The sequence below is a fragment of the Corynebacterium bovis DSM 20582 = CIP 54.80 genome, from assembly GCF_030408615.1.
Classification (GTDB): domain Bacteria; phylum Actinomycetota; class Actinomycetes; order Mycobacteriales; family Mycobacteriaceae; genus Corynebacterium; species Corynebacterium bovis.
The window spans coordinates 782490-800399 of the sequence record NZ_CP047187.1; the positions used below are offsets into that span (position 1 = coordinate 782490).

The 17910-nt window shown below is 72.3% G+C and carries 17 protein-coding genes and 1 pseudogene; 8 read left to right on the forward strand and 10 right to left on the reverse strand.

Annotated elements, in window-relative coordinates:
• The first annotated feature begins 287 nt into the window (after positions 1-287).
• On the forward strand, positions 288-1490 hold the full coding sequence (locus tag CBOVI_RS03040) for an acetyl-CoA C-acetyltransferase (RefSeq protein WP_010267737.1): 1203 nt from the start codon (positions 288-290) through the stop codon (positions 1488-1490).
• Between the two features lie 99 nt (positions 1491-1589).
• On the opposite strand, the gene CBOVI_RS03045 is transcribed toward CBOVI_RS03040, so the two are convergent.
• From CBOVI_RS03045 to rpmB, 8 genes are all read right to left on the reverse strand, one after another.
• Positions 1590-3017 (reverse strand): MFS transporter, encoded by a 1428-nt coding sequence (locus CBOVI_RS03045; RefSeq protein WP_010264304.1) that lies wholly within the window; start codon positions 3015-3017, stop codon positions 1590-1592.
• Between the two features lie 166 nt (positions 3018-3183).
• Positions 3184-6297 carry a glycoside hydrolase family 2 TIM barrel-domain containing protein gene (locus tag CBOVI_RS03050; protein ID WP_010264308.1) on the reverse strand — a complete coding sequence of 1038 codons (3114 nt, stop codon included), beginning with the start codon at positions 6295-6297 and terminating at the stop codon, positions 3184-3186.
• 316 nt (positions 6298-6613) lie between these two features.
• Positions 6614-7567: an AEC family transporter gene (locus CBOVI_RS03055; RefSeq protein WP_010264311.1), complete on the reverse strand. Its 954-nt coding sequence runs from the start codon at positions 7565-7567 to the stop codon at positions 6614-6616.
• Positions 7568-7776: 209 nt separating this feature from the next.
• Complete coding sequence (locus CBOVI_RS03060; RefSeq protein WP_010268550.1) at positions 7777-8454, reverse strand: RDD family protein; 678 nt, start codon at positions 8452-8454, stop codon at positions 7777-7779.
• 320 nt (positions 8455-8774) lie between these two features.
• Complete coding sequence (gene rpsR / locus CBOVI_RS03065; protein WP_010268546.1) at positions 8775-9023, reverse strand: 30S ribosomal protein S18; 249 nt, start codon at positions 9021-9023, stop codon at positions 8775-8777.
• A gap of 12 nt (positions 9024-9035) precedes the next feature.
• Positions 9036-9341, reverse strand: coding sequence for a 30S ribosomal protein S14 (rpsN, locus tag CBOVI_RS03070; RefSeq protein ID WP_010268541.1), 306 nt, complete (start codon positions 9339-9341; stop codon positions 9036-9038).
• Between the two features lie 3 nt (positions 9342-9344).
• The gene (rpmG, locus tag CBOVI_RS03075; RefSeq protein ID WP_010268536.1) at positions 9345-9509 is read right to left on the reverse strand and encodes a 50S ribosomal protein L33; all 165 of its coding nucleotides are present in this window, start codon (positions 9507-9509) and stop codon (positions 9345-9347) included.
• Positions 9509-9745, reverse strand: coding sequence for a 50S ribosomal protein L28 (gene rpmB / locus CBOVI_RS03080; protein WP_010268532.1), 237 nt, complete (start codon positions 9743-9745; stop codon positions 9509-9511). The genes rpmG and rpmB overlap by 1 nt, the downstream gene beginning before the upstream one ends.
• Positions 9746-10254: 509 nt before the next feature.
• On the opposite strand from rpmB, the gene CBOVI_RS03085 reads away from it, so the two are divergent.
• The 7 genes and pseudogenes from CBOVI_RS03085 (at position 10255) to CBOVI_RS03115 (ending at position 16522) form a co-directional block, all read left to right on the forward strand.
• Positions 10255-10524 (forward strand): type B 50S ribosomal protein L31, encoded by a 270-nt coding sequence (locus CBOVI_RS03085; protein WP_010268529.1) that lies wholly within the window; start codon positions 10255-10257, stop codon positions 10522-10524.
• 17 nt (positions 10525-10541) lie between these two features.
• A complete protein-coding gene (gene rpmF / locus CBOVI_RS03090) occupies positions 10542-10709 on the forward strand; it encodes a 50S ribosomal protein L32 (protein WP_010268526.1) in 168 nt (55 codons plus the stop codon).
• Positions 10710-11002: 293 nt separating this feature from the next.
• Positions 11003-11698, forward strand: coding sequence for a response regulator transcription factor (locus CBOVI_RS03095; protein WP_010268522.1), 696 nt, complete (start codon positions 11003-11005; stop codon positions 11696-11698).
• Between the two features lie 41 nt (positions 11699-11739).
• Positions 11740-13404, forward strand: coding sequence for a HAMP domain-containing sensor histidine kinase (locus tag CBOVI_RS03100; RefSeq protein WP_232625837.1), 1665 nt, complete (start codon positions 11740-11742; stop codon positions 13402-13404).
• 260 nt (positions 13405-13664) lie between these two features.
• Positions 13665-15362 (forward strand): S1C family serine protease, encoded by a 1698-nt coding sequence (locus CBOVI_RS03105; RefSeq protein WP_198485170.1) that lies wholly within the window; start codon positions 13665-13667, stop codon positions 15360-15362.
• A gap of 295 nt (positions 15363-15657) precedes the next feature.
• Positions 15658-16247 (forward strand): annotated as a pseudogene (locus CBOVI_RS03110) (MogA/MoaB family molybdenum cofactor biosynthesis protein).
• Entirely contained in the window at positions 16244-16522 is a 279-nt protein-coding gene (locus CBOVI_RS03115) for a hypothetical protein (protein WP_125186248.1), read from the forward strand. The pseudogene CBOVI_RS03110 and the gene CBOVI_RS03115 overlap by 4 nt, the downstream one beginning before the upstream one ends.
• A gap of 111 nt (positions 16523-16633) precedes the next feature.
• Here CBOVI_RS03115 and mscL read toward each other — a convergent pair whose 3' ends face one another.
• Together mscL and CBOVI_RS03125 are read right to left on the reverse strand one after the other, a co-directional pair.
• Positions 16634-17152: a large conductance mechanosensitive channel protein MscL gene (gene mscL, locus CBOVI_RS03120; RefSeq protein WP_010272085.1), complete on the reverse strand. Its 519-nt coding sequence runs from the start codon at positions 17150-17152 to the stop codon at positions 16634-16636.
• A gap of 45 nt (positions 17153-17197) precedes the next feature.
• The gene (locus CBOVI_RS03125) at positions 17198-17869 is read right to left on the reverse strand and encodes a 5-formyltetrahydrofolate cyclo-ligase (RefSeq protein WP_010272088.1); all 672 of its coding nucleotides are present in this window, start codon (positions 17867-17869) and stop codon (positions 17198-17200) included.
• Positions 17870-17910: the final 41 nt, after the last annotated feature.

A 17910-nucleotide genomic window follows, 5' to 3' on the forward strand; every position in this document is an offset into this window, starting at 1 on the left:
GTGGGAGGTGACACGGCGCACGGCTGCACCGTTCGCCGTCGCGCCGGGACTTGCACCGCACCCTCCCGCGGTGTGAATTCCGCCGGCTGTCCGGGATAATGGTGGTCTGCGTCATAGATCGCCCGGCGCGCGGCTCCGCCGACGCCACCCGGCCCCGGTCAGCCCGGGCGTGACTCTCCACAACCGACACAGCTGGCGCAGCTGGCGCGCCGGGGCAGTCGCCCCGGGACCGGCTGATACACCAGAGACATCAGACCCAACTGACACATTCGACCGGAAGGTGCACCATGACCTCGAACACGCCGACCGCCTCGCCCGACGACGTCGTCATCGTCGGAGCCGCCCGCACCGCCCAGGGCCGGCTGCTGGGCAGCCTCGCCTCGAAGACCGCCCCGGAGCTCGGCGCGGCCGCGGTCTCCGCCGCCCTCGACCGGTCGGGGATCGCGCCCGCCGACGTGGAGTACGTCCTCATGGGCCAGGTCGTCCAGGCCGGTGCGGGGCAGAACCCGGCGAAGCAGACGGCCGTCGCCGCGGGCCTGCCGATGACCGTGCCCGCCATGACGGTGAACAAGGTCTGCCTGTCCGGCCTGGACGCGGTGATCTCCGGTGGACGGATGCTCCGCGCGGGGGACGTGGACGTCGTCGTCGCCGGCGGCCAGGAGTCCATGTCCTCCGCCCCGCACCTCGCGGCGGGGGTGCGCGCGGGGAAGGGCTACGGCAGCCTGGCCCTGCAGGACTCCCTCGAGCGGGACGGCCTGTCGGACGCCGTCCACGGCACCGTCATGGGGGCGGAGACGGAGGAGGGCAACACCGACCGGGGCATCACCCGCGAGGAGCAGGACCATGTCGCCGCGCTGAGCCAGCAGCGGGCGGAGAAGGCCCGTGACGAGGGGATCTTTGCCGACGAGATCGTCCCCGTGGAGGTCCGTCGGCGCAAGGAGACCGTGACGGTGGACTCCGACGAGGGGATCCGCCCGGGGACGACGGAGGAGGGGCTCGCGGGCCTCCGCCCGGCGTTCGCGAAGGACGGGACGATCACGGCGGCGTCCGCGTCGCAGATCTCGGACGGCGCGGCGGCGGTCGTGCTCGTCCGGCGGTCGTACGCGGAGGAGCACGGTCTCACCGTGCTCGCGACGCTCGGCGACTACGGCCAGACCGCCGGCCCGGACACGAAGCTGCACTCGCAGCCGTCCCAGGCGCTGCTCGCCGCGTTGGCGAAGGCCGGGCGGGACGTGTCCGACCTGGACTTCCTGGAGATCAACGAGGCGTTCGCCGCGGTGGTCGTCCAGTCCCTCCGGGACCTGGACTACCCGCTGGAGAAGACGAACATCCACGGTGGCGGCATCTCCCTGGGGCACCCGATCGGCTGCTCCGGCGCGCGTCTCGTCGTGCACGCGGCGTACGAGCTGCAGCGGCGCGACGGTGGCCTGGCCGGCGTCTCGCTGTGCGGCGGGGGAGGCCAGGGCGACGCGCTGCTGCTCTGGCGCTGACCTGCGCCGCGCCCGGGTGCTGCTCTGGCGCTGACCTGCGCCGCGCCCGGGTGCTGACCTGGCGCTGACCCGCGCCGCCCCCCCCGGGCGGCCGCGGCGTCACGTCGCGGGGACGCCCTCCGTCGGGGGCTGCTTCGCCTCCAGCGCCTCGCGGAGCGCGGCGTTCGCCCGCTCGACGCGCAACGCCCGGACGATGCCGAGGAGCACGACGGTCAGCGCGGCGGGGATCCACAGGTACATGGCGTGGAGCATCGTCACCGCGGAGTCGGGCTGCTGCTGCGCGTTGGCCACGTACCCGCTGGCGGACAGCATCCACCCGGCGAGGGCGGTCGCGACACCGCCACCGATCTTGATGCCCAGTGACGTGCAGGAGAACATCGCGCCGTCGATCCGGCGGCCGTCGCGGAGGAACGTGTACTCCGAGGCCTCGGCGATGAGCGCGTTGAGCGCCCCCTGCATCGGGCTGACCCCGAACTGCGCCACGGCGGTGAACACGAGCATGAGGGGCACGCTCCCCATCCCCGCGGCGACGATGACGAGCACGCGCGCGACGAGGGTGATCGTGTACCCGGCGAGGTTCAGCCGGTACATGCCGATCTCCGTCTTCGCGAGGTACGCCGTGAGGACGAGCCCGACGATCATCGGGATGTTGCCCGCCCACGCGAACGGGGTGACGAGGGTCTTGTCCCCGAGGATGTACGTGAAGTAGTAGATCGCCATCCCCATCATCGTGGACAGCACCTGGTTGACCACGAGGAAGCCGAGGATGAGCAGGTAGTACCGGTTCCGCACGAGCAGCACGGCGGTCTCCGCGAAGCCGGGCGCGTGCTCCGCCGTGCCGGTGCCGTCACCGGTGGGGGAGGCGCCGGTCGCGGGGGCGTCGGCGTCGAGCTCCTCCTCCGGCAGCTCCTTCACCGAGAACACGGACAGGGAGTTCACCGCGAGCCCGATGACCGCGTAGATGATCGCGATCATCCGCCACCCCTCCGCGCCGCCGCCGAGGGCGTCCACGCTCTGCACGGTGACGGACTGGATCGCGAGGCTCGTGGCGAAGGCGAAGATGAACCGGGCGGACCCCATCTGCACCCGCTCGCCCGCGTTGCGCGTCACCAGCGCGGTGAGGGCGGAGTAGGCGATGTTGTTCGCCGTGTAGAACACGGCGTTGAGCAGCGTGTAGGCGATGAAGAACCAGGCGTACTTCGCCGTGTCCCCCATGCTCTCCGGGATGGCGAAGCACCCGACCAGGGTCAACGCCACCCCGAAGTACCCCCAGAACATCCACGGTCGTGCCTTGCCCATCCGCGAGTGCGTGCGGTCGATGAGCACGCCGAAGAACAGGTCGGACAGCCCGTCGAAGAGCTTCGACAGGAGGATGAGGGTACCGATGATCCCCGGGTTCATCCCGGCGGTGTCGGTGAGGTAGATCATGATGAAGGCGGTGAGGAACGCGTAGACCACGTTCCCTGCGACGTCGCCGGAACCGTAGCCGGCGATGTTCCACCACTTCAGGTACTTCTGCTCGGTCATGGGGTACTTCTTCTCTCGGGGACCGGTCGGAGGCGGGGCCTCGGTCGGTGGACCGGTCCGGGGTGGGTGGTGAGGGTGCGGTGACGACGGCCACCGGGACGCCGCGCCGACGCCCGGGGTGGTGGGGTGACACCCGGGGCGGTGCGACGTCCCGGCGGCCGCCGGGTCAGCGCCGCCCGTGGGGCACGAGCGTGACGGTGAACGTGAACTCCTCCGGGTCGAGGCGGTACCGGGTCAGCAGCTCCGGCCCGCAGCTCGCCGACCCGATCCCGGCCTGGGCGGCGTCGAGGCACAGCACCGTCGACCCGCACGGGGTGAGGTCCGCGGCGTGGGCCGTGCGGGTGAGATCCTCCTGCGTGTACGGGGAGACGTTGACGGAGAACGGGGTGTGCGAGCACGCGGTGAGGCCCACCCCGCCGCCGGTGAGGGTGACGAGGGAGCAGTCGTCGTGGCTGCCGTTCTCCTGCGGGCGCAGGTAGTCCTCGTGCTGGGCCGCGACCGTGGACGTGAACCGGCTGTGGTGGCTCGCCCGGTGCTTGTCGACGTAACTCTCCAGCGGGCCACGCCCGTACCAGGTCACGGCGTCGAGCGACCGGTCGAGGAAGAGCCGCAGCCCGAACCGGGGCAGCGGCGGGAACTCCGGGTCCTTCCGCACGACCGTCGTCGCCGTGAGCCGGCCCTGCGGGTCGATCCGCCAGGTCGCGTCGACGTCGAGGACACGCTGCACGGACACCCCCGCGACGGACATCACCGCGTGGACGAGGACGTCCCCGCCGTCCCGGTCGACGTCGACGCTGTACGCGCGGGACGTCGCGTCGTCGTAGTGGGCCTCGGCACAGTCGAGGCGGATCTTGCGGTCGTTGTCCGTCGGCGCCCGCCACACGTTGAGGTCCACGGGCCGGTCGGTGAGGCACGTCCCGCCGACGCGGATCCCCGCGACGAGCCCCCGGACGGTGTCGACCGTGTACGTCACGTCGCCGGCGGTGACCGTGGTCCACCGGCCGTCGGCCGTGACCGTCGGGGCGGGCCGGCGGACGGTCCCCGGGGAGAGGAGCCGGACGACCTCGCCGTGCCGGTCGTCGCCGGTCCGCAGGGCGACCTCGTCCGTCCCGACCGCGTGGCCGGCGGGCAGGGTGCGCAGGGCGGCGGTGAGGACGGTCGTCACCCGCAGGTGGCTCCGGCCCCGCTCGGGGACGGTGAGGGGGACGCGCACCGTGACGACCTCACCCGGAGGGAACGGTCCCGGGACCTCGACGGTCCCGGAGCCGACGACGTCCCCGTCGACGTCGCATTCCCAGCGCAGTTCGATCCGCCCGCCGAGGTCGGTGTGGTCCAGGTGGTTGCGCACGCTGAGGGCGCCGGTGGCCTGGTCGAACCGGGTGACGCGCACGGGCCGGTGGACGGCGCGGAGCTCCGCGAGGCCGGTGTGCGGCCGGCGGTCGGGGTAGACGAGGCCGTCGACGCAGAAGTTGCCGTCGTGCAGGGTCTCCCCGTGGTCGCCGCCGTAGAGGTAGCGCACCCGGCCGTCGGGCAGCGGCTCGGCGACGGCGTGGTCGCACCACTCCCACACGAAGCCGCCGCAGAGGGAGGGGTAGGCGTCGATGACGGCCTGGTAGTCCTCCAGGTCACCGGGGCTGTTGCCCATCGCGTGGCTGTACTCCACGAGGAGCAGCGGTCGCGTCGGCGCACCGGTGGTGTACCGCTGGACCTCGTCGAGCGTCGGGTACATGCGGCTGTCGATGTCGATGTGCGAGTGGTCGTAGTCCCGCCGGCCGTCCTCGTACACCGCCCCCTCGTAGTGGGTGAGGCGCGTCGGGTCGTAGACCTTCGTCCAGCGCAGGGCCTCCTCGATGGTGCAGCCGAACCCGCACTCGTTGCCCATCGACCAGGCGACGATGCTCGGGCGGTTGCGTTCCCGCCGGACGCACCGCTCGACCCGGTCGAGGGTCGCGGGGATGACGTCGGGGTTGTCGGCGATGAGCTCGCTCCAGTGCCGCACCCGGTTCTCCCACGACCCGTCGCGCAGGTAGCGGGCCTGCGTGCCGTGGCTCTCGTTGTCCGCCTCCGACATGACCATGAGGCCGTACTCGTCGCAGAGCTGGTAGAACACCGGGGCGTTCGGGTAGTGGCTGCTGCGCACCGCGTTGATGTTGTGCCCGACCATGAGGTCGAGGTCGCGGATCATGTGGTCGAGGTCGACGACGGGCCCCGTCACCGGGTCGGAGTCGTGCCGGTTCACGCCCCGGAACGTCACCGGGGACCCGTTGAGCAGGACCTGCGGCGAGCCGGCGTCCCCGGCGGACACCGCCACGTCGCGGATCCCCACCCGGTCGACGACGACCTCCTCCGCCTGCGTGAACGTCAGCGTGTACAGCTGCGGGTCCTCCGGCGTCCACAGCCGGGCGTTGCGGACGATGAGGGCGGTCGTCCACGGGAGGGTGTCGTCGTACCCCCGGTCCCGGACCTCCCCGGACCGTTCGAGGCTGCCCTCGGCGACGACTGTCCCGTCCGGGTCCCGCAACGTCACCCGGGTCGGGGCGAGGGGCTCGTCCAGCGACGTCGCGGAGACCGTGACCAGGCCGGCGCCGCCCGCGGCGGGCCCGGCGGTCACCGTGTAGTCGTACAGCGCGTCCGCGGGGCGGTCGGTGAGGTAGACGTCCCGGATGATGCCGCTGGTGCGGAACTTGTCCTGGTCCTCGAGGTAGCTGCCGTCGCACCAGGTGATGACGAGCACGCACAGCGTGTTCACGCCGTCGACGAGGTGGTCCGTGACGTCGAACTCGCTGCTGCAGTGCGTGACCTGGCTGTACCCGACGTACGCGCCGTTGACCCACACGTGGAGGCAGGAGTCCACGCCCTCGAACGTCAGGTGCGTGCGCGGCGCGGCCGGGTTCCGGTGGTGCTCGAAGGTCCGGGCGTAGCACCCGCACGGGTTCTCCTGCGGGACGTACGGCGGGTCGAGGGGGAACGGGTAGCGGACGTTGGTGTACTGGTGCGACCCGTGGCCGTGGAACTGCCAGGCGGCGGGGACCGGGATCGTCGTGCCGTCGGCGAAGAGCGGGGAGTCCGGGCCGTCCTCCCAGAACGGGACCGTGAGGTCGTGCACGGAGTCCACGTGGGCGAAGGACCACGTGCCGTTGAGGAGGGTCAGCCGGTCCGACGCCTCCCGGTCCCGGACGAGCGGGCCCATGTCGCGGGAGGCCGGGACGTGGTAGGCGCGGGGCGGGAGGGTGTTGACGTGGAGGACGGCCGGGTCCTCGTGGTGCGCTGGGACGATCATCCGGCGGGGCGTCCTTCCTGGGGGTCGGCGGCACGGGGCCGCGTGGGGGGCCGGGGATGTCCAGGGAGGTCTGCTGCACCGGGTGTCCGGACCGGGGATCCGGGTGGGGGTCCGGGCGGGGCCGCGTCCCTGGCGCCCCCGGAGATGAGAAGAGGATAAGAGAACAATAAGCGCCGGGGATGTGGATTTGAATGGGCACCTGGGTGCGGGGGGTGGGGGGACGCGGGAGATCGAGGTCAGCGCCGGCCGCGATACCCCCGGTCACGCGCGCGGGGGCGCCGGGGTGCGGCGGTGCGGGGAGGGGCGCGCCGCCCGGTCAGCCGAGAAGGGCCGCGACGACGGCGATCGAGACGAGGGACAGCCCCGTGCTCACGACACCGGTGTCCCGGGCGAGGACCGTGCCCACCCGGAACCGGTGCGCGTAGGTGAACACGTTCTGCGCCGTCGGCAGCGCCCCGACGACCGTGACCGTGAGCAGCGCCGGGCCGGACAGCCCGAAGACGAACGCCCCGAGGGCCGCGGCGACGACCGGATGGACGACGGACTTCAGCACCGCCGCGGCGAGGACGCTCCGGCGCGGGCTCGTCGCGCGGTCGAGGACGGTGACGTCCGCCATCGACATGCCGAACGCGAGCAGCGCCACGGGCACCGCCGCGCCGGCGAGGAGGCTGACCGGCTCCGCGACGACCTGGGGGAGGGTGAACCCCGTCCGGTCGTGGAGCAGGGCGACGGCCACGCCGACGACCGCCGCGATGATGAGCGGGTTGCGCACGATCCCGCTCAGCAGCTCCCGGACCAGCGAGGACGTGCGGTCCGGGGAGGTGCGCCGGGTCGCGAGGTCCAGCGCGAGGACGACCAGCGGCCCGTACACGGCGACCTGGAAGATGATGACGGGGAGCACGGCCGCCGGGTTCCCGAGGACGTGCGCGGCGATGGGGACGCCCAGGTTGGAGCCGTTGCAGTACGACGCCGCCAGCATGGTGACGAGGCTGTCCGGCACCGGTCGGCGCGCGAGGAGGCGCTGGCCCGCGAACGCGAGCGCCCCGACGAGGAGGGAACCGGCGACCGCGACCGCCAGGTTCACGCCGAAGACCTGGCCGAGGTCGGCGTGGGCGAGGACGTCGACGAGCAGCGCCGGGGTCGCGACGGAGAAGACGAAGAGGGTCAGCGTGTGCACCGCACCGGGGCCGAGGACCCGCATCCGCCCGACGGTGAACCCCACCACGATGAGCACGACGACCACGAGGAAACCGGTGAGGACGTCAAGCATGACGTCCAGTGAATCATGCCGCGGACACGGCGACACCCCCGGCCCGTGGGGGTCCGGGGGTGTGCGACGGCGGCCGTGCTGGCCGCCGGGGACGCCGTGGCCAGCCGGCGCTGCGGGGCACCCGGGCGGTGCGTGGCCTGCCGGCGCCGGGGTGGCCAGCCACCGCTGCGTGGCCTGCCGGCGCTGCGGGGCGCCCGGGGCCGGCGGGGCTACTTCTTGACGACCTGCGCCTTGGCCCACTTGTCCGAGAAGGACTGCTTGAGCGGGCTGCGGGCGATGGTCACACCGACCACGATGGGCACGAGGAGCGAAACGTACAACCCGACGAACGGGATGAGGGTCACGATGCCGTTGATGAGGTACCAGCTGTTCCGGATCAGGGAGGCCCCGAAGGAGACCTTCCCGCCCTCGAGGGTGACGACCCGCTGGCCCGTGATGAACCGGCCGAGCGAACCACCGACGCCGGCCTCCATGCCCGCCCGGTAGAGGAACCAGACGACGTACATGACGACCCCGGCGCCGTAGAGGATGCTCGCGGGGATCCCGGGCGCGGGGGTTCCGGCGTCGGTGGCCTCGCGGAGCTGGTCGGTCCACTCGGAGTACTGGGACCCGAAGAGGAAGTAGTCGATGATCAGGCTGATGGCGCTGACGATGATGGTGTCGATGAAGTAGGCGAGGAAGCGCATCCAGGCGCCGGGTCGCTCGGGGGCCCCGGCGGTCGGGTCATCATCGACGCCACCGGGGAACTGCTGGTAACCGCCGGGGTACGGCTGCTGGGCGCCGGCCTCGGGGGTGGACTGGGACTGCTGCGGGTAGGAGGAGAAGCCGGGCTCGTCGCCGGCTCCTGAGGCTCCGCCTGAGGGGGTCTGGCCGTACGGGTTCGACATGACACACTTTCTGTATCGGATACAGGATCATGGGGAATGGTACTGGCTGGGTGTCCCGGGAGACAGGGCAAGGAGGATCTCAGGGGCCGTTCAGGGGTGGGGGACGGGGGGAGGGGAGGCACGCCCGGGTCGTCGGCGGGGGTGGACCGAGGGGGTACGACGACGACCGCTCCGCGGACACCACGCCGCGAACGACGACCACCGCCCCGCGGACACCACGCCGCGAACGACGACGACCCCGCACCGTGAGGGTGCGGGGTCGTCGGTCTGTCTGAGAAACGTCGGGAGAGTGCTGTCGTCCCCGAGTGTCCCGGAGCCGGTCAGCGGCTGTGGAACGGGAGCAGCGCCATCTCGCGCGCGTTCTTGATCGCGGTGGCGACCTGGCGCTGCTGCTGCGGCGTCAGGCCGGTGACGCGGCGGCTGCGGATCTTCCCGCGGTCGGAGATGAACTTCCGCAGGAGAGCGTGGTTCTTGTAGTCGACCGTCTCAATGCCTTCAGCCTTGAGCGGGTTCTTCTTCGGGCGGCGGGACTGCTCCAGCCGGGCCTTCTTGATGTTGGTGCGCTTCATGAGAGCTCCCCCTTACCAGCTGGACTTACGGACGCCCGGGAGCTCACCACGGTGGGCCATCTCACGGACGCGGACACGGGACAGGCCGAACTTGCGGAGGTAGCCGCGGGGACGGCCGTCAGCGGCGTCGCGGTTACGGACCCGCACCGGGGAGGCGTCGCGCGGCTGACGGTTGAGCTCGTACTGCGCGTCGAGACGCTCCTCGTCGGAGGAGTTCGGGTTCTTGATGATCTTCTTGAGCTCGGCGCGACGCTCGGCGTAGCGGGCGACGATTTCCTTGCGCTGCTCATTCTTGGCGATCATGGACTTCTTGGCCATAGATTATCGCTCCTCGCGGAATTCGACGTGCTTGCGGGCGATCGGGTCGAACTTCTTCAGGGTCATCCGGTCCGGGTTGTTCCGCTTGTTCTTGCGCGTCACGTACGTGTAACCGGTGCCTGCCGTCGACTTCAGCTTGATGATCGGGCGGATGTCGTTACGTGCCATCAGATCTTCTCCCCACGTGCGCGGAGCTTGGCGACGACGGACTCGATGCCGTCACGGTCGATGGTCTTCAGCCCCTTGGTGGACACGTTCAGCGTGATGGAACGGCCCTCGGAGGGGAGGTAGAACGACCGGCGCTGGATGTTCGGGTTCCACCGGCGGTTCGTGCGGCGGTGCGAGTGCGAGACGGACTTGCCGAAACCCGGCTTCCGACCCGTGACCTGGCAATGTGCCGACATGGGTATCTTTCTCCTTCCGCCCTCACGGACCGTCTGCGCCACACCGGCTCGCCCGTGACTAGACGGGAAACGGGCATGTCGGGGCGCACAAGTGGCGGTGATCGCGGGGCGATGACGTTTACTTAGACAACAGCGTTCGCCGACATTACCGGAGCAGGGGCGCGATCTCCTAATCACGGCCGTCGCCGGTGGGGAGGGGCCCCGGGCCGGTGTGCCTCGGGGCGGGATTTCCGTCCGGGGGTGTGGAGCATATAGGGTGATCGGTTGTGTCTGCGTCGCCGCGGGGTTGTCCCGTGGGAGCGCAGCCGGACCTTGAACCCGACCCGGGCACGACCCGTCGTCGAGCGTCACCGACCGGGTCCCGTGCGTGTGCCGCGCGGGCCCGCGACCGGTCCCCGTCGTCCCGCGACGCCCTCGCCGGGTGGGCCTGCGCCCACCGGCCGGGCCGGGACGGGGCCGCGGTGGCGACCGGCGGGACCGACCCGCGGCACCAACCTGAGGGATTGAGTATGAAGAACGACATCCACCCCGACTACCACGAGGTAGTCTTCAAGGACGCGAGCACGGGACACCAGTTCCTGACCCGGTCCACCGCGACCTCCTCCCGCACCGTCGAGTGGGAGGACGGCAACGAGTACCCGCTGATCGTCGTCGACGTCACCAGCGAGTCCCACCCGTTCTGGACCGGTGCCCAGCGTGTCATGGACACCGCCGGCCGCGTCGAGAAGTTCCAGCGCCGGTACGGTAACCGCATCCGCCGCCAGAAGAAGACCCAGTAGAAGGAGGGTAGAAGACCATGGCAGTTCCGAAGCGCCGCATGTCCCGTGCGAACACGCACGCCCGTCGTTCGCAGTGGAAGGCAGACAATGTCGCCCTCCAGCACGTCAAGATCCAGGGCCAGGACGTCCAGATCCCGCGCCGGCTCGTGAAGGCCGCTCAGCTCGGTCTCATCGAGTTCGACTGACCGGCCCACGCCGCCGAGACCGCCGGGACCCGTCCCGGGCGGTCGTCTGATGAGCCGCCTGCTCCCCGCGCAGGCGGCTTCTTCTGTTCGTGGGGTCGGCCCGGGAGGGCCGGGAGATCCGTGGGCCGTCCTGTGAGGGGTGCGCCCCGACGCGGGGCCGGTGTCCGCCGCCCGCGCACCCGGGCCCAGCCGAGCCACCGACGGGGACCGTCCCCGAAGTGGCACCATCGTATTATCTGAGCAGGAGGTAGGTGTGTGGACCCCGGGACCGGGGTTCGTGCACAATAGTCCACATGAAAATACTTGTTGTCGACGACGATCAGGCGGTACGCGAGTCCCTCCGGCGGTCACTGACCTTCAACGGTTATACAGTTGTACTAGCTGTCGACGGGGAGGACGGACTGGAGAAGATCCGTTCCGAGCGTCCCGATCTCGCCGTCCTCGACGTCATGATGCCGCGCCTCGACGGCCTCGAGGTGTGCCGCGAGCTGCGCAGCCACGGGGACGACGTCCCGATTCTTCTCCTCACCGCCCGTGACAGCGTCTCGGAGCGGGTCGCCGGCCTCGACGCCGGCGCGGACGACTACCTCCCGAAGCCCTTCGCGCTCGAGGAGCTGCTCGCGCGTGTCCGGTCGCTGTTCCGCCGCGCCGCCCGCCCGGCCGTCGTCGAGGGGGAGCGCACCGAGCCGCTGACCTTCGAGGACCTCACCCTCAACCCGGAGACCCGGGACGTCACCCGCGGCGAGCGGGCGATCAGCCTCACCCGCACGGAGTTCTCGCTGCTCGAGCTCCTCATGCGCAACCAGCGCAAGGTCCTGTCGCGCAACGCGATCCTCGAGGAGGTGTGGGGCTACGACTTCCCGACGTCGGGCAACGCGCTCGAGGTCTACATCGGCTACCTCCGCCGCAAGACCGAGGCCGACGGTGAGAGCCGCCTCATCCACACCGTCCGTGGCGTCGGGTACGTCCTGCGCGAGACGGCGCCGTGAAGCGACGTCGCCCGCCCACCGGCGCAGGGAGGGCGACGGGCGTGACGGAGGGGTCGGCCGGGACGCCGCCGCCCGGCGACGGGGACCGGGGGACGGCCCGCCGCGCCGGTGACGTCGGTGGCGGCGAGGGGGCCGCCGGGGTGGCCGGGACCGCCGGCCGCGTCGACGAGACGCGGGACAACGGGGGCCGGCCGCTCACGCTGCCGGGGGTGGAGACCCCGCGGTCGAACCCGGCCCGGGCGCGGCTGTCCCTCCGGGGGAGGTTGACCGCCCTGACGGCGGCCGTCGTCATCGTCGCCATCGCCGTCGTCAGCCTGTCGGCGTACGCGACCGTGCGGTACGTCTCCGACCAGGAGATCAGCCGGAACCTCCAGTGGCAGGCGCAGGCGATCTTCGACTCGCCGACGCCGCCCGGCCTCTCCGGCGCCGGCGCACCGTCCGGGCCGGACTGGGACAGCGGCACGCACCCCGGCCACCGCCCGGACGAGGGGCAGAGCGCGGGTCCGGCCGACCCGGCGCCGCACTTCGTGCAGGTCACGCCGTCCGTGCGGGCGCTCGTCGTCACCCGTCGGTGGTCGGGGCACCAGGCCGGTGTCACGTGGACGGCCGACGGCCTCGGGGACGCGGAGTACGCGGTGCTCCGCGGGGACGAGACCTACTCCTACCGGACCGCGAACCGGCAGCGGATCCTCGCGACGATGGACGGCACGGGCCGCGCGGTGGTGCTGACCCAGGACATCTCCTCGACGCGGCAGATGCTCGGCGCACTCGTCTTCGTGCTCGTGCTCGTCGGGATCGCGGGGTCGCTCACCGCCGTCATCGCCGGCATGGCCGTGGCGACGGCGGGGCTCGGCCCGGTCGCCCGGCTGCGGCGGGCCGTGGACCGGGTGTCGAAGACCGACGAGCTGTGGCCCGTGCCGGTGCAGGGGGTCGACGAGTTCGCCTACCTCACGGAGAGCTTCAACGAGATGCTCCGCGCGCTCCAGGCGTCGCGGGACAAGCAGGCCGAGCTCGTCGCCGACGCGTCGCACGAGCTGAAGACCCCGCTGACCTCGCTGCGGACGAACATCGAGCTGCTCATGCTCGCGTCGCGCCCGGACACCCCGGACGTGTCGGACGCGGACCGGCGGGAGATCGAGCGGGACGTCGTCGCCCAGATCGACGAGATGGCCTCCCTCGTCGGCGACCTCGTCGACCTCGCCCGGGCGGACGCGATGGACCCGGTGTACGAGGACGTCGACGTCGTCGGCACCCTCCGGGAGGCCCTGGACCGGGTGAGCCGCCGCCGGCCCGACGTCACCTTCGAGTCCCACCTCACGACGTGGCACCTCTGCGGCGACTCCTTCGGGCTGGGCCGGGCGTTCCTCAACCTCCTCGACAACGCGGCGAAGTGGTCGCCCGCGGGCGGGGTCGTGCGGGTGTACATGGACAGGATCGACGACCGGAGCGTGGAGATCCGCGTCGCCGACTCGGGCCCGGGCATCCCCGCGGAGGACCGCACGAAGGTCTTCGACCGGTTCTACCGCTCGATCAGCTCCCGGTCGATGCCCGGCTCCGGACTGGGGCTGGCCATCGTCAAGCAGGTCGTGGAGACGCACGGCGGCGTCGTCATGGCCGACGAGTCCGACGACGGTGGTGCCCTCATCCGCCTCGTCCTGCCGGGGGCGACGACGGCGCACGGGAGCTGCCCCGCCACCGGCGGGTGAGTCAGCGGGGGGCCGGCCGGGCGCATCGCGCGGGGCGGGGGACCGCCCGGGGCCGGGTGTCGGGGGTGGGGCCGGCCGGGCGTCGGCGGGGGTGGGGCCGGCCGGGGCGCAGCGCGCGGACGGCGTATCCTGGCGGCGGACCCTGCACGTTCCCTGGCAGTCTGCTGAGCGCGGTCACGCCGCGGTCGCGGGGCTATTCGGTGGGACCTGCCAGGTTCCCGGAAGGCCTCACGCAGTGCCACGATGCACAATCGGAGACCATGAACGAGAACCCGAACATCAGCCCCGACGGTCACGACGGCTATGACGGTCCGGGCGCCCGGGACCCCCGCGAGGGGCACGGACGCTGGGACGCGGCGTCGGAGTCGACCCCTCCCACCTCCGGGACCGGCCCCGGATCCGAGCAGTCCCGTGACGCGGGCGCGTGGGGGAGCACCTCCCGGCCCGGCGCCGGGGAGAGTGGCGCAGGCCAGGCCGGCGACGGTGCCGGTCAGCCCGCGTACGGCGCAGGCCAGGCCGGCGGCGGCGCAGGTCAGCCCGTGTACGGTGCCGGCCAGCCCGCGTACGGTGCCGGTCAGCCCGCGTACGGTGCGGGCGACCCCCTCAACCCCTACGGTGCGGCGCAGGCCGGCTACGGAGCCGGTCAGCCCGGCTACGGCGCGGCCCAGCCCACGTACGGCGCGGCCCAGCCCGGCGCGTCCGACACCGGCGACGCCGGCGACACCGCCGCCCACCGCTACCCGTACGCCTCCGCCGGCCCCGCGCCGGCCGGGCTGGCGGGCGACGGCGACGCGACGGCGCCGGGGCAGCCGGTCGTCGGTGGGCCGGTCCCGGTGGCCGCGGGCCGCGGGCAGCGCCGGTTCTCGACGCCGGTCGTCGGCGGGCTCCTCGTCGCCGTGGCGGTGGCGGCGAGTGCGCTGACGGCGGTCGTCGTCGACAACTCCGACTCCGGTGACAGCGGCGTCATCAGCTCCTTCCGGGACACGACGGCGAACACGAAGCAGACCTCGACCCGCACCTCCGAGCCCGGGTCCACCGAGGACGTCGCGAGCCGCGTGCTCCCGAGCGTCGTGTCGATCCAGGTCCAGACCCCCACCGGCGGCGGCGAGGGCTCCGGCTCCGTCTTCACCAGCGACGGCCTCATCGTGACGAACAACCACGTCGTCGCCGGGGCGGAGAAGGGGCAGGCGAAGATCCAGGTCACCCTCAACGACGGCCGGGTGCTGCAGGCCAACGTCGTCGCGACGGACCCGCAGACGGACATCGCCGTCGTCAAGGCCGAGGGGGCGAAGGACCTCCAGCCGATCTCGGTCGGCAACTCCGACGACCTCAAGGTCGGCCAGGACGTCGTCGCCGTCGGGTCGCCCCTCGGGCTGTCCTCGACGGTGACCAGCGGCATCGTCTCGGCGATGAACCGTCCCGTCCAGGCCACCGGCGAGGGCGGCGGCGAGGCGTCGCTCATCGACGCCATCCAGACCGACGCCGCGATCAACCCCGGCAACTCCGGCGGCGCGCTCGTCAACATGAACGGCGAGCTCGTCGGCATCCCGTCCGTCATCGCCTCCCTCGGGGCCGAGTCCGGGCAGCAGTCCGGCTCCATCGGCCTGGGCTTCGCCATCCCCGCGAACCAGGCGGTGCGCATCGCCCGGCAGCTCATCGACGACGGCCACGCCCAGCACGCCATCATCGGCGCGCAGGTCAACACCCGGTCGCAGGTCAACGGCGCCGAGATCGTCAGCGTCCAGCCGGGCAGCCCGGCGGACTCCGCCGGCCTCAAGGCCGGGGACGTCGTCCACAAGGTCGTCGACCGGCTCGTCGACAACGGCGTCGGGCTCATCGCGGCGATCCGGTCCCACACCGTCGGCGACAAGGTCACCCTCACGGTCACCGACGGCCAGGGCGGGAACGAGCACCAGGTGTCGATGACGCTCACGGCCGAGGGCGAGACCGCGAGCTGACCCGGGCCGGGGGAGGGGCGCCCGCCCCGGGCCACCCGGTCCGGGGCCGACGGGCGCCGGACGTGCCCGGTCGGGCGTCCGGGCTGCACCCGGGTGTCCCTCGCATGGGTTGGTGTCCTGCGGACGACCCCCCGGGAGGGTTACGGTGGTACGGCGTTCACCGTCGCCCCCGGGCGGGCAGCCGCCGCGCCGGGGCCGACCCCACCGATGCACCAGGATCCCGGCCGGGCGACCGACCACACCACCCACGAAAGGCTTGCCGGTGACACACTCAGCCGATACCGCGCCAGAGCACCTGCTCCCCACCCTCGACGACGTCGACCAGGCGTCGATCGCCCGGCTCGACGAGCAGGTCACCGAACCGGGCGACGAGGTGTTCCGGTCCCTCGACGCGCGCGTCGAGCCGGAGGCGGAGACGGGGACGTCGATCATGCACGCGCTCGTCGTCATCGTCACCGACGGCGAGGGCAACGCCGGGACGGGTGAACTCGTCGCGGAACTCCTCGCCGAGGAGAACTTCCTCGTCGACGCGGTCCTCGAGGTCGAGCCGCGGAAGACCGCCGTGCGGACCGCCCTGGAGACGGCCGTGGTCGGCGGGGCGGACCTCGTCATCACCGTCGGCGGCACCGGCGCCGGCCCCGCGACCGCACGCCCGAGGCGACGAAGACGGTGCTGGACAAGCGGCTCCCCGGGCTCTCCCAGGCGCTGCGCGCCTCCGCGCTCGCGTGCAACGCGCTCGACGGCGGGCTGTCGCGCGGCGTGGCCGGCGTGTCCGGCTCGACGGTCGTCGTGAACCTCGCGTCGTCCCGGGCGGCGATCCGCGACGGCATGGCGACCCTGTGCCCCCTCGCCCGCTGGGTCATCAACGACATGACCCGCGGATGACCGATGACCCGCGGATGACCGACGACGCGCGCGACGATCCGCGCGCCCGCCGTGGCGCACGCCGCCCGCGCCGGGTGACCGGTCGGGTCGGCCGCGCCGCGGACGGTGGGGGCCCGCCGGTGGGGCGGTGGGAGCGTGGCGTCGTCACCGGGACCGGTCGGGGACGGTCCGCGCGGGGGACGTCGGCGGCCGGGGACCTCGGGGCCGGGACCCCGGGTGACAGGGGGTTCGACGAGAACTACTGGCGTGACCAGCGCCCCCCGCACTGGTCCTGACCTGCCCCCTCAGGGTGCGGGGTGCCCCCTCAGCGAGCGGGATGCCGCTCAGCCGGCGGTGCGACCCGCTCAGGTGCCCGAGCAACCCGCTCAGGTGGCCGTGCGACCCGCTCAGTTGGCGGAGTGCCGCCCGGTGCCGGTCGACGGGTCCGCCACGTCGGCGGCGTCGGAGGTCTGCTGGACGTCCCCGACGTCGCGGGCGACGCGGGACTCCACGCCGACCTCGGCGCGGTTCTGCTCGATGAGCAGGTCGCGGATCTGCTCCAGCAGCTCCGTCTCGGTCGCCGCGGCCTCGGTCGGGTCGATGCCCTTGCGGCGGTTCTGGATCTCCTTGAGCTTGTTCATCGGGGCGATGAGGATGAAGTAGACGACGGCCGCGATGATGAGGAAGTTGATCGCGGCGGTGATGACGCTGCCGAAGTCGACGATCGCGTCCGCCCGGTCGTGGCCGCGCAGCGGGACCGTGAGGCCGCTCGCGTCGACGTTGCCGTTGATGGCGTTGATCAGCGGGTTGATGATGCCCTTCGTGAAGGCGGTGACGATGGCGGTGAACGCCGAGCCGATGACGACGGCGACGGCGAGTTCGATGACGTTGCCGCGAAGAATGAAATCCTTGAATCCCTTGAGCATCAGGTCTCCTGTGGTGTGTCGGTGCACGGAACATGCACGGAAGAATCAGTGATGGTGTGGTGCCCGCCCGCGGTGCCGGCGGCCCGCGAACGTCGTGACTCCCCGGTCCGTGACGACGCCGTCCACCCGCAGGTCGAGGGGGGTCGCCGGGACGTCGGTGAGGAACTCCTCGTGGTCCACAACGGCCCATACTGTGCCACGGCCGTCGCGGTCCGCAAGAGTCCTGTCATAGTACCCGCCGCCCTGACCGAGCCGTGCACCGTCCGCGCCGACCGCGAGGGCGGGCACGAGAACGACGTCCACCTCGGACGACACGTCGACGCGGGTGGTCGCCAGGGGCTCCCGGATCCCGAAGGCCCCCCGGGTCAGCCCCTCGGGTCCGGTGTAGGTGTACCACTCCAGCGGGGTGCCGGCGGCGCGGACGCGGGGCAGCACCACCCGCGCCCCGAGGCCGTGGAGCACCTCCGGGAGGTCGTGCCCCCCGGGTTCGCCGGGCAGGGGGCAGAAGGCGGCGACGGTCGGCGGGGTCCGGCGGGAGGGGAGGGGCCCGGCCCCGGGGACGACGCCGCGCGCCAGCCGGTCGGCGAGGTGGTGGTGGATGAGGCGGTCGCGGCGGAGGCGTTCGTCGTCCCCCCTGGTGCGGCGACCGGCGCGGACCTCCCGCCGGAGGTCGGCCTTGCGCCCGTCGACGGCGGTGCGGTCGTTCACGGCGTTCACGGGCGCGAGCCTACCCGGCGCCCCGCCCGCCCGGGGGCACA